This window comes from Pseudomonas sp. CCOS 191, assembly GCF_001007005.1.
GTDB classification, from domain to species: Bacteria; Pseudomonadota; Gammaproteobacteria; order Pseudomonadales; family Pseudomonadaceae; genus Aquipseudomonas; species Aquipseudomonas soli.
In genome coordinates this window covers 1,287,323-1,299,473 of the sequence record NZ_LN847264.1, presented here as the reverse complement: position 1 = coordinate 1,299,473, position 12,151 = coordinate 1,287,323, and the positions used below count along the sequence as shown (strand labels likewise).

10 protein-coding genes are annotated in these 12,151 nt (G+C 65.2%); 4 read left to right on the top strand and 6 right to left on the bottom strand.

Annotated elements, in window-relative coordinates; translation table 11 throughout:
- Positions 1-25: 25 nt before the first annotated feature.
- Positions 26-1,645 (top strand): FMN-binding glutamate synthase family protein, encoded by a 1,620-nt coding sequence (locus tag CCOS191_RS05925; RefSeq protein WP_046854431.1) that lies wholly within the window; start codon positions 26-28, stop codon positions 1,643-1,645.
- Between the two features lie 94 nt (positions 1,646-1,739).
- Here CCOS191_RS05925 and CCOS191_RS05920 read toward each other — a convergent pair whose 3' ends face one another.
- Complete coding sequence (locus tag CCOS191_RS05920) at positions 1,740-3,158, bottom strand: amino acid permease (RefSeq protein WP_046854430.1); 1,419 nt, start codon at positions 3,156-3,158, stop codon at positions 1,740-1,742.
- Between the two features lie 425 nt (positions 3,159-3,583).
- Between CCOS191_RS05920 and CCOS191_RS05915 the strand changes: the two genes are divergently transcribed.
- From CCOS191_RS05915 to CCOS191_RS05905, 3 genes are all read left to right on the top strand, one after another.
- A complete protein-coding gene (locus CCOS191_RS05915; RefSeq protein WP_046854429.1) occupies positions 3,584-6,703 on the top strand; it encodes a biosynthetic peptidoglycan transglycosylase in 3,120 nt (1,039 codons plus the stop codon).
- A gap of 103 nt (positions 6,704-6,806) precedes the next feature.
- A complete protein-coding gene (locus tag CCOS191_RS05910) occupies positions 6,807-7,340 on the top strand; it encodes a PadR family transcriptional regulator (protein WP_046854428.1) in 534 nt (177 codons plus the stop codon).
- Positions 7,337-8,098 (top strand): siderophore-interacting protein, encoded by a 762-nt coding sequence (locus CCOS191_RS05905; protein ID WP_046854427.1) that lies wholly within the window; start codon positions 7,337-7,339, stop codon positions 8,096-8,098. Before CCOS191_RS05910 ends, CCOS191_RS05905 begins: the two co-directional genes overlap by 4 nt.
- Positions 8,099-8,146: 48 nt before the next feature.
- On the opposite strand, the gene CCOS191_RS05900 is transcribed toward CCOS191_RS05905, so the two are convergent.
- From CCOS191_RS05900 to CCOS191_RS05880, 5 genes are all read right to left on the bottom strand, one after another.
- Complete coding sequence (locus CCOS191_RS05900; protein ID WP_023632434.1) at positions 8,147-8,476, bottom strand: hypothetical protein; 330 nt, start codon at positions 8,474-8,476, stop codon at positions 8,147-8,149.
- Positions 8,473-9,396, bottom strand: a complete 924-nt coding sequence (locus CCOS191_RS05895) for an alpha/beta hydrolase (protein ID WP_046854426.1) — start codon at positions 9,394-9,396, stop codon at positions 8,473-8,475. Before CCOS191_RS05895 ends, CCOS191_RS05900 begins: the two co-directional genes overlap by 4 nt.
- Complete coding sequence (locus CCOS191_RS05890; RefSeq protein WP_046854425.1) at positions 9,368-10,645, bottom strand: flavohemoglobin expression-modulating QEGLA motif protein; 1,278 nt, start codon at positions 10,643-10,645, stop codon at positions 9,368-9,370. Before CCOS191_RS05890 ends, CCOS191_RS05895 begins: the two co-directional genes overlap by 29 nt.
- Positions 10,646-10,790: 145 nt before the next feature.
- On the bottom strand, positions 10,791-11,339 hold the full coding sequence (locus CCOS191_RS05885; RefSeq protein WP_046854424.1) for a lipoprotein: 549 nt from the start codon (positions 11,337-11,339) through the stop codon (positions 10,791-10,793).
- Between the two features lie 29 nt (positions 11,340-11,368).
- Positions 11,369-12,073, bottom strand: coding sequence for a TetR/AcrR family transcriptional regulator (locus tag CCOS191_RS05880; RefSeq protein ID WP_046854423.1), 705 nt, complete (start codon positions 12,071-12,073; stop codon positions 11,369-11,371).
- Positions 12,074-12,151 lie beyond the last annotated feature (78 nt).

The window sequence follows — 12,151 nt, the reverse complement described above, 5'->3', positions numbered from 1 at the left end:
ACCGAGCCATCCGCAAGGACCCCGTATGAGCCTGTCACTTCTCAGCCGTTACGCCTTCTTCGCCGCCTGCGTGCTGTTCACCCTCGCCAGCCTGCCATTCCTCGCCCACGACTGGCTGTGGCCGTTCGCCCTGACCACTGGCGTACTGAGCCTGATCGGCGTGTTCGACCTGTTGCAGCAACGCCACGCGGTACGCCGCAACTATCCGATCCTCGGCAATATCCGCTACCTGGTCGAGGGCATCCGCCCGGAGATCCGCCAGTACCTGCTGGAGTCCGACAGCGATGCGCTGCCCTTTTCCCGCGCCCAGCGCTCGCTGGTGTATGCCCGGGCCAAGAACGAAGCCTCGGACAAACCCTTCGGCACCCTGATCGATGTGTACGAGTCGGGCTTCGAATTCATCGGCCATTCCATGCGCCCCGCGCCGCTGGCCGACCCGGCCGCCTTTCGTGTCGTGGTCGGCGGCCCGCAATGTACGCAGCCGTATTCCGCGTCGATCTTCAACATCTCGGCCATGAGCTTCGGCTCGCTCAGCGCCAACGCCATCCGCGCTCTCAATCAGGGCGCCAAGCTGGGCAACTTCCACCACGACACCGGCGAAGGCAGCATCAGCCCTTACCACCGCGAGCACGGCGGCGATCTGGTGTGGGAGCTGGGCAGTGGCTACTTCGGCTGCCGCACCGCGGATGGCCGCTTCGACCCCGAGCGCTTCGCCGCCCAGGCGCAGAGCCCGCAGGTGCGGATGATCGAGATCAAGATGAGCCAGGGCGCCAAACCCGGCCACGGCGGCATCCTGCCCAAGCACAAGGTGACCAAGGAGATCGCCGAGACCCGCGGCATCCTGATGGGCGAGGACTGCATCTCGCCGTCGCGTCACAGCGCCTTCTCCACGCCGATCGAAATGATGCAGTTCATCGCCCAGTTGCGTGAGCTGTCCGGCGGCAAGCCGGTGGGCTTCAAGTTCTGCCTCGGCCACCCCTGGGAGTTCATGGGCATTGCCAAGGCCATGCTGGAAACCGGCATCCTCCCCGACTTCATCGTCGTCGACGGCAAGGAAGGCGGCACCGGCGCCGCCCCGGTGGAGTTCACCGACCATATCGGCGTGCCGCTGCGCGAAGGCCTGCTGTTCGTGCACAACACCCTGGTGGGCCTGAACCTGCGCGACAAGATCAAGCTCGGCGCCAGCGGCAAGATCGTCAGCGCCTTCGACATCGCCAGCGTGCTGGCCATCGGCGCCGATTGGGCCAACTCCGCGCGCGGCTTCATGTTCGCCATCGGCTGCATCCAGTCGCAGAGCTGTCATACCAACAAATGCCCGACCGGCGTGGCCACCCAGGACGCCCTGCGCCAGCGCGCGCTGGTGGTGCCAGACAAGGCCCAGCGGGTGTTCAACTTCCATCACAACACCCTGCGCGCCCTGGCCGAAATGCTCGCCGCCGCAGGGCTGGAGCACCCAGCGCAACTGGAGGCCAAGCACCTGGTGCGGCGTATCTCGGCTACCGAGATCAAGCTGTTCTCGCAGATGCATGTGTTCCTCAAGCCGGGTGAGTTACTCACCGGCGAAGTGAACGGGCAGTTCTATTCGCGGATGTGGCAGTTGGCGCGGGCGGACAGTTTCGAGCCGCACAGCGAGGTAGCGGCCTGATCAGACTTCATCGCTGGTCAAGCCCGCTCCCACGCCAGGCCACGATGGTCACCACATGAAAACAAAGCCCCGGCACTGGCCGGGGCTTCGTTCATCAGGAGGCGGTACTCACCGTACCCTGCGCCTCTTTGGGCGCCAGGCGGAAGGTGTAGTACAGCGCCGTCAACAGCACCAGGAACGCCGGGCCGATGTACAGGGCCACGCGGGTGTCCGGGAAGTACGCCATCAGGCCCACCACCAGCACCAGGAACGCCAGCGCCAGGTACGAGCTCAGCGGCCACAGCCACATGCGGTATTTCAGCGCGTTGCGCTCGGCGGTGGTGAGCCCGGCGCGGAACTTCAGTTGCGCCAGCAGGATCATCACCCAGGTCCAGATCGCGCCGAAGGTGGCGATCGAGGTTACCCAGACGAACACTTTCTCCGGCACCAGGTAGTTGGCCAGCACGCCCAGCAGCAGCGCGCCGATCGACAGCAGCAAGGCATTGCGCGGCACGCCGCTCTTCGAAGTGCGGGCGAAGGTGGCCGGGGCCTGGCCGTTCTGCGCCAGGCTGTAGAGCATGCGCCCGGTGCTGAAGATGCCGCCGTTGCACGACGACAGCGCGGCGGTGATCACCACGAAGTTGATGATGCCAGCGGCAGTCTTGATGCCGAGGCGCTCGAAGGTCATCACGAACGGGCTGCCCTGACTGCCGATCTCGTTCCACGGGTAGATCGACAGGATCACGAACAGCGCGCCCACGTAGAACAGCAGGATGCGCCAGAACACCGAGCCGATGGCCTGGGGGATGGTTTTCTGCGGGTTGCGCGCTTCGCCGGCGGTCAGGCCGATCATCTCCACGCCCAGGTAGGCGAACATCACCATCTGCAGCGACATCAGCACGCCGGTCACGCCGTTGGGCATGAAACCGCCGTTGCTCCACAGGTTGGAGACGCCCATGGCCACGCCGTCATTGCCGAAGCCGAAGGCGATGATGCCGATGCCACCGAGCACCATGGCGATGATGGTGACGATCTTGATCAGGGCGAACCAGAACTCGAACTCACCGAACGCCTTGACCGCGATCAGGTTGATCGCGCCCATGCTGCCCAGGGCCATCAATGCCCAGATCCAGCGCGGCACGTCGGGGAACCAGATGCCCATGTAGATGGCCACCGCGGTGATCTCGGCGACGCAGGTCACCAGCCACAGGAACCAGTAGTTCCAGCCGGTCAGAAAGCCCGCCAGCGGGCCGAGGTAGTCTTGGGCGTAGCGGCTGAACGACCCGGCGACCGGGTTGTGCACGGCCATTTCACCAAGGGCGCGCATGATCACCAGGATGGCCAGGCCACCGATGATATAGGAGAGCATGATGGCGGGGCCGGCCATTTCGATGGCCTTGGCCGAACCGAGGAACAGGCCGACGCCGATACAGGCGCCGAGGGCCATCAGACGGATGTGCCGTTCGCCCAGCTCGCGCTTGAGCGGGCCGCCCTGGGCGGACTCGCCCTGGGCAGGGTGGTTGCCGACTGGCATAGCAATACAACCTCATTTTGTTATTGGATTTGACCTTCGTGCAGCACCGGCCGCGCCGATAGGCGGGGCGTCGTCTCGCCAGGCCGCCTTGTGGGCGGGCCTGTCCACCGGGCACACAGCACCGGCGGTTCGAAGGGGGCGAGCAGTATAGGAAGCCACTTGCAGGGCTTTTCACTATATACAGCGGGAAATTTGGCGAGAATTCTCGGCCAAATCCCCTTCACCGGAGGGGCATCCTGGCCTCGCTCCGCCCATGCACAGGAATGGGGCAGCTACCTTAGCAACATTGCCGAAGAATGGAAGTCGCACCAAAGGCGCATGTTCATACGTGATTCCCCGAAGCTTCTTACAAATTTTTCACCAAACTCGGCCACCGTCTAAGCTTCAGACAAGCAACGCGAAAACACCTGGCCGGACTCAAGACTATGGGCGCACTGTGGCAATCGGAACCAACCAGAACGGAAGCACCCAAAGAAGCTCAGGCTGAAGCCCCCTTGTCCAAGACTCCACGTCAGCGCCGCCTGTGGTGGCGCCTGATCCTGCTTATCCTGCTGGTGGCACTGGTGGCGGTAGGTCTGGCCGCCTACGACGAATTCCAGACCTCGCGCCTGCAGTCCCGTGAGTTCAGCCGCCTGGCCGGCACCCTGACCTATGCCCTGGAGCCCGGCCCGAGCGATGCCATCGTCTACCCGGGCGACGGCCCGTTCGACAAACGCCTGGGCTACAGCGCCCTGGGCGAATTCCTGCCACGGCTGCTCAAGCGCGACTACCTGATCAACCAGCAGGTGCGCTTCTCCCCGGCGCTGATGAACTACGTCGATCACGGCCTATTCGTGCCCTACGTGGAAAAGATCCAGGCCGGCCTGTCGATCACCGACTGCCGCGGCGACATGCTCTACCAGTACAACTACCCGCAGCACCTGTACCCGAATTTCGCCGCGATCCCGCCGGTGATGGTCAACAGCCTGCTGTTCATCGAGAACCGCGACCTGCTCGACCCGAAGGACCCGCAGAACAACCCGGCGGTGGATTGGCCGCGCTTTGCCAAGGCGGCCTACAGCCAGGTTGCCAAGTACCTGGCCCTGCCCGGCCAGTCGGCCGGTGGCAGCACCCTGGCCACCCAACTTGAGAAGTATCGCCACTCGCCGGACGGGCTGACCGTCTCCGGCGCCGAGAAGATCCGCCAGATGATCTCCGCCAGCGTGCGTGCCTACCAGGGCGGCCCCGACACCACCGAGGCCCGCGAACGCATCGTGCGTGACTACCTCAACAGCGTGCCGCTGTCGGCGGTCCCTGGCCACGGTGAGGTGCACGGCATGGCCGAAGGCTTGCGGGTGTGGTACGGCGCCGACTTCGACCAGGTCAACCAGGCCCTCACCGCCACGGCCACCGACGACAAGAGCATGGCCGAGCGCGGCCTGGCCCTGCGCCAGGTGCTGTCACTGATGATTGCCCAACGCCGGCCTTCGCATTACCTGTCCAAGGGCCGCATCGAACTGGCGGAACTGACCGATTCGCACATCCGGGTACTCGCCGCCAACGCAGTCATCGACCGTCCACTGGCCGACGCCGCCCTGGCCAGCAAGGCGGTGTACCGCGACTGGGTGGCCCAACCGACCATCGTGCCGATCATCACCAACAAGGGCATCAGCCTGGCCCGCAACCGCCTGGCGGCGATGCTCAACCGGCCGCTGTACGACCTCGACCGCCTCGACCTGTCCGCCACCAGCACCCTGCAGGCCGACCTGCAGGTGCAGGTCAGCCAGTACCTGAAGAACCTCGCCGACCCGGCGTTCGCCGCACAGCTCGGCCTGATCGGCGAACGCCTGCTGACCAGCAAGACCACCGACCAGGTCAGCTACAGCTTCACCCTGTTCGAACGCACCGCCGACGGCTCGCGGGTGCGGGTGCAGACCGACAGCACCAACCAGCCCTTCGACATCAACGAAGGCAGCAAGCTTGAACTGGGCTCCACCGCCAAGCTGCGGGTGCTTACCACCTACCTGGAAATCGTTGCCGAGCTGCACGACAAATACGCCGGCAAACCTGCCGCCGAACTAAAGAAAGTCCCGGTGGCCGAGCTCGACCGCATCAGCCAGTGGTCACTGGAATGGCTGATGCTGAACGGCAAGAACCAGAGCCTGGACGCCATGCTCGACGCAGCCCTTGAGCGCAAGTACTCGGCCAACACCGGCGAGGCCTTCTTCACCGGTGGCGGCATGCACGTGTTCAACAACTTCCGCAAGGAAGACAACAACCGCAACCCGACCCTCAAGGATGCCCTGCGCGAGTCGATCAACCTGCCGTTCATCCGCCTGATGCGCGACATCGTGCGCTACGTCACCTACCAGCAGCCGTTCAACCGCGAACCGCTGCTCAGGGACGACAGCGACCCACGCCGCCAGGAATACCTGGCGCGTTTCGCCGACCGCGAAGGCTCCAACTACACCATGCGCTTCTGGAAGAAATACCAGCGCAAGACCTCGCAGCAGCGCCTGGACACCTTCCTCGACAGCATGCGCGTGACCCCGCAGCGCCTGGCCGCGGTGCACCGCTACCTGTTCCCCGAGGCCGGCCAGGAAACCTTCAACGCCTTCGTCCGCGCCCACAGCAAGGACGACAAGAAGGCCATGGCCAAGCTCACCGACGGCCGCCTGGTGGAGATGTACGAGGCCTATGGCCCGGGCAAGTACGACCTGCCCGACCAGGGCTACATCGCCAAGGTCCACCCCTTGGACCTGTGGCTGCTCGGCTACCTGCTGAAAAACCCTGGCGCCTCGCTCAAGGACGCCCTCAACGCCAGCCGCTTCGAACGCCAGGAGGTCTACAGCTGGCTGTTCAAGAGCCGCCACCAGGGCGCTCGCGACAGCCGCATCCGCACCATGGTCGAGATCGAGGCGTTCACCGACATTCACCAGCGCTGGAAGCGCGTGGGTTATCCGTTCGACCACCTGGTACCGTCGCTGGCCACCGCCATCGGCAGCTCCGGCGACCGGCCGGCCGCCCTCTCCGAACTGGTCGGGATCATCCAGAACGATGGCGTGCGCCTGCCGACCCTGCGCATCGACACCTTGCACTTCGCCCAGAACACCCCGTACGAGACGCAACTGATCAGCGACCCGGACCGCGGTCAGCGGATCTTGCCCGTCGAGGTCGCCCGGGCGCTCAAGGGCGCCATGTCGCAGGTGGTCGATGCCGGTACCGCGCGGCGCATCTCCGGCAGCTTCAAACTGCACGACGGCACGCCGCTGGTGATGGGCGGCAAGACCGGTACCGGCGACAACCGTATCGAAAGCTTCGGCGCCGGCGGCCGGCTGATCGGTTCGCGCTCGCTGAACCGCACCGCCACCTTCGTGTTCTTCCTCGGCGACAACCACTTCGGCACCCTCACCGCGTTCGTTCCGGGGCGCACGGCCGAGGCCTTCACCTTCACCTCGGCACTGCCGGTGCAGGTGCTCAAGGGCATGGCGCCGATCCTCATGCCGTACCTGGAACCAGGCAACCCGACCGCCTGCAAGGCGCCGCAGGTGGCGGGCCAGTCGTGAATCATCAAAAAACCAGATGATAATCATCTGCATTTGAAGGCTTGTCTTTAGATATATCTTGAGTAATATCTTGCGATATATCTAAACAGACGGTGCCCTCTCCATGCGTGACCATGATCCCTTCGAACGCCGCCCCGGCCGCGGCGAACGTGGCCCACGGGTATTCGCCCCGGGCGACCTGAAACTGCTGATGCTGTCGATGCTGGCCGAGCAACCGGGCCACGGCTACGACCTGATCCGCCAGATCGAGAGCCTCTTCGACGGCAGCTACAGCCCCAGCCCCGGGGTGATCTACCCGACCCTCAGCTACCTCGAGGAAGCCGAGCTGGTCACCGGCGCCATCCAGGGCAGCAAGCGCCTTTACGCCATCACGGATGCCGGTCGCAGCGCCCTGGCAGAACAGGCCGTCGCCCTCGACGGCGTGCGCATGCGCATCGAGGTAAGCAAGCGTGCCTTGCGCGGCCACGACCGCCCCGCGGAAATCCACGAAGCCGTCGGCAACCTGCGCCATGCCCTGCACATGCACAGCGGCCGCTGGAGCGCCGAAGAGATCGAGCGGGTGCGCAACCTGCTCAACGACACCGCCAAGGCCATCGCCTCCGGGCCGGCCATCCCTGTTACGGAGAACACCCCATGAGCGACACCATCCACCGCGTCAACCACGAGATCCGCCAACGCCGCCTCGACGTGCTGCGGGTCACCGACCTGACCCCGCGCATGCGCCGCATCACCCTGGGCGGCGCGGAGCTGGCGGGCTTCGCCAGCGTCGGCAGCGACGACCACATCAAGCTGCTGTTCGCCTGCACGCCCGAAGAACAGCAGGCCATCGACGCCCGCAACCTCGGCCGCGACGGCGGCGCCCGACCAACCATGCGCGAGTACACGCCACGGCGCATCGACCTGGCGAACCTTGAACTGGATATCGACTTCGTCCTGCATGGCGACGGCCCCGCCTCCACTTGGGCCGCGCAGGCAGCGCCAGGGCAGACCCTGGACATTGCCGGCCCACGCGCGTCGATGGTGGTGCCGGACATCTTCGACAGCTACCTGCTGATCGGTGACGAAACCGCAATCCCGGCCATCGCCCGGCGCCTTGAAGAATTGCCGGCGGGGCGCCAGGTACTGGCGGTGATCCAGATCGAGGACGAGCAAGAGCGCCAGGCACTGGCCAGCAAGGCGCAAGTGGAGGTGATCTGGGTGCGCCGGCATGCAGAAGACCTGCTGGAGCGGGTCAAGCACCTGGCGCTGCCCCAGGGCCGTCTGTATGGCTGGGTGGCGCTGGAGAAGGCACTGACCCGACAGGCCAAGGCGCTGCTGCTGGAGAAGGGCGTGCAGGAAGACGCCCTCAAGGCTGCCGCCTACTGGCGGGCCGACGGCACTGCCGACGACGAATGACGCCGGCCGGGCCTGTGGCAGCGGGCAAGCCCGTTGCCAGGGGGCCTGTTACTGCAGCTCCTGCTGCGGCGTCTCCTGCCCGGCGCAGCGCACCGCGCGCTTGCGGTTGTCCACCAGCACGCCGGTCAGCCCTTTCTGCTGGGTATCGAACAGCACCAGCACGCCGTCGATGCATTGCGCCACCTGCGGCGCCGGGGTCAGCGAGAGCTTGTAGTCCTCGCCGGGAATGGTCTTGAGCATGGTGAAGTCCTGCAGCAACAGGGCGTCCTCAGGCTTGGCGAAATGCAGGTAGCCGTAGTACCAGAGGGCTCCCACCGTCACGATGATGCTGCCGACACCGGTCAGGATCAGCGGGATGGCGTTGCGTTCTTCACTCATTGCTTGTTCTTCTCGTCAGGATAGTTGGGTACTTCGGCCAGACGACGCAGGCCGTTGAAGTGCGTGGGATCGTCCAGGAAGCGCAGCATCACCTGGCGCCAGGTCGGGTCGGCGAAGGTCTGCACATGATCGCCACGGGTCAGTTGCAGCACCCGCGGCGGCGGTGCATGCCGGTACAGGCGCAGGCCGTTGTCCAGCGGCACCAGGTTGTCGTCGATGCTGTGGAAGAACAGCTTCGGCGGGCTGTCCAGGCGCTCGATCGAGTGGATCGCGCTGTCGCCATCGGGCACCAGCCACGACAGCGGCACCTGCAGCGGCCAGGTCATCCACGAGGTACTCAGGGCATAACGCCCCACGGCCCGGTAGCTGGCCGGCACACCGTCGAATACCAGGGCGCTGAAACGCCGACGCTGCTCGGGATGCTGTGCCAGATAGTGAATGGCCATCGCCCCACCGAGGCTCTGGCCCAGCAGCACCAGCGGCTTGTCTTGCACCTGGGGAGCGACGCGCAGCCAGTCCAGGGCCGCGCCAATGTCGCCATACACCTCGGGCAGCGTCGGTTTGCCCTGGGACAGCCCATACCCGCGATAGTCGAGCATCAGCACCTGGTAGCCCTCTTTCGGCAGCCAGTAGCTGCCGCCCAGATGCCAGGCCAGGTTGCCGCCGTTGCCATGCAGGTGCAGCACGGTGCCCTTGACCTCGACACCCTGCGGCACCGGGATCCACCAGCCGTGCAGGCGCGTGCCGTCGGCGGCGGTGAGGCTCACGTCCTGATACTGCAAATGTGCCTGTGCCGGGGTGAACGGCTGGCCCGGCTCGGGATAGAACAGCAGGCTGCTGCAGCCCCCCAGCAGCAGCAAGCCGAGGCCGAAGGCGAGGTGACGGCAGGCGTCAGAGAATGTTCGCGTAGTCGGCTTCAATACGGTCCAGGCTCAGGTGGTTGAGGAAGTTGGAGAAGCACATCCACGCCGACAGCGCGTTGAGGTCGCGGAACTGTTCCGGCAGGTACTTGGGCGGCTCCACCAACCCCTCTTCGACCAGCTGGCGCAGCGTGCGCATGTCTTCCAGGGTGGTCTTGCCGCAGAACAACAACGGGATCTGTTCGAGCTTGCCCTTCTTCACGGCCAACTGAATGTAGTTGTAAACCATGATGAAGCCCTTGAGGTAGGACAAGTCCTTGGTAAACGGCAGGCCGTTGGGCACCGAGCCACGGAACACCCGGCTGGCGTTGCTGTAGCTCTGGCCCATCTCGAAGCCCTGGCCGCGGAAGAACTCGAAGACCTGCAGGAAGTCCGCGCCCTCCTCGACCATGTGGATGGCCCGGGTACGGTTGGTGAGCTTGCGCAGGCGACTCGGGTAGGAGGCGAAGGCAATCACCTCCATGAGGATCGCCAGGCCCTCCTGGGTCACCGTCGACGAGGGCGGGCCCTTGGCCAGGAAGGTGCAGATCGGCTGGTTCAGGCCATTGAGGGTGGTGCCGACATGCACCAGCCCTTCGTGCACCTCCAGCGCCCGCACGTCGCGGCTGTTGAACATGGCGTCGGCGCGTACCTTGATGTAGTCGGCGCCGGCCGCCGCGTCGGCGACGATACCGTCGGACTCGAACACGCGGATGGTTTCCTCGGCTTCGCCGAACACCTTGTTCAGGCGCCGCTGGAGAATCTCCACCGCTTCCTTGGCGGTGAGGTTCTTTGGCTCGTCCTTCAGGTCGCCGCGGCCGTCGATGTTGTTCAGGTAGTCCGAGAGCATCAGGCCCAGGTCGGCCAGGGTCGGGTCACCGGCGTGGAAGGCATCGGAGGCGGCGCCATAGAGCTCCTGGGAGATCAGGCCGAAATCCTCGGTGCCGCGCGCCTCGAGCATGCGCACCACCATGCGGTACTCCTTGCACATGCGCCGCATGATCTGGCCGACCGGGTTGAACTGGCCCAACTGCCGGGTGATGTCGCGCTCGATGCTCTGGAACTCGGCCTTCACCGCGTTGGAATCGAACGACAACGGCCGGTTCTGGTAATAGGCGCGATCCACCGCAGGCGGCTCCTTGCCCTTGGCCTTGAGGAAGCCCTGGCGGATGCCGTCGTCCCATTTCACTGCGTCAAGTACGCGGATCGGAGTCTGCGTGGCGACAATGCGATCGGACAGGCTGCGGATGGTTTGCTGGTATTCGTCCACCGGGGACTCCTTGAATCGAAATGCCTTGCAACTAACGTAGCCGGGGCCGCCTTGCGGCCCTTTCGCCGGCAAGCCGGCTCCCACAGAAAACGCTGCTCAACATGTGGGAGCCGGCTTGCCGGCGATGAAGCCAACGCAGTCCACGCTACTTACCGGAACGCTGGAAGCGTGCCACTTCGACGAACAGGTCGGAGTTGGCCGGGTCGTCCAGGTAGGCCAGCACACGCTCCGTCGGGCTATCGATCAGCACGCCGGGGCCATTGTCCTCGGGCACCTGGGTGCCGCGTCCGCTCAGCTCCTTCTCGTCCACGGCCTGCTGGACCTGCTCGACATCGAGGTTGTAGACCACCAGTTGCTTGCCGTCGATTACCTCGAAGCCGCCAATCAGGAAGTTGCCACCCAGCCGCTTGGGCACGCCCGCCGACAGGTACCAGCGGTTGCCGTGCCGAGCCACGGTGAAGACGTATTCCTCGGGCGCCTTGCCCTGGGCACGGGCCACTGCCTTGTAGGTGTTGCCACCGGCGCGGCTGATACTCAGCTTGAGCGGCTGGCCCCAGGCGTCCTTGCTGCTCCACTGCCCGAGTAGGGCCTTAGGCGCTGGCTGGTTGGCCGGCAGCGGTTCGTCGAAGGTCACCAGACAACCGCCCAGCAGGAGGAATGACAAGGTCAACAACACCACACGCCAGGCTTTCATCAAGTTCTCCTTGAAAAATCGTTCGCCACTCAGGCCGAGGCCAGCACCATCTGCAGGTATCGGACAAGGATAGCGAGCATCTGCTCATCGGCCTGCGCATTCGCATCCTTGAGCAGGCCCTGATATTCCATCTGCTCGATAATCGCCGTCAACATCTGGGCATCCTGTTCCGGCTGGCGCGAGCCGACCACCTGCAGTATCTGGCGCGCGCCATGCAGCAGGATCTGCTCGTGGGCCTGCACCAGCTCGGCCAGGCGCGGGCACAGCAGCGCCTCCTGGCGGAAGGCCTGTTCGGCCATGAGGAAGTCGCGGCGGTTGTTCAGTTGGCGCAGCACGTAGTCGGCCAGCATGCGCGCCACTTCATCGGCCAGGTGCGCCCGCGCCTCGTGGCTGCCGTCGCCTTGGGCCAGCAACTGGCGCAGCACGCCTTCGGTGTTGGTCCAGAGCTTGGCCATGTAGGCCGCGCTGCGCTCGACGTACTGGGCGAAGGTGTCGGCCAGCAGGTCTTGGATATCCTTGAAGTAGTAGGTGGTGGCCGACAGCGGCACGCCGGCCTCGGCGGCCACGGCGCGGTGGCGCACGCCGCGCACGCCATCGCGCACGACGATGCGCATGGCGGCGTCGAGGATCTGCTGGCGGCGTTGCTCGCTGCCCTGTCGGGCGGTCTTGCGACCTTGGTACTGCACGCTTTCGGCGACGGCGGTGGCGATGCCGGCGGCGCCCTGGTGGGGCATGGCGGGGGTCACGGGGCGGTACCTCATAGTTCGAGTCATCTGCTGCCTGTGCCGGCCGCTCCTACAGGACAGCGGATA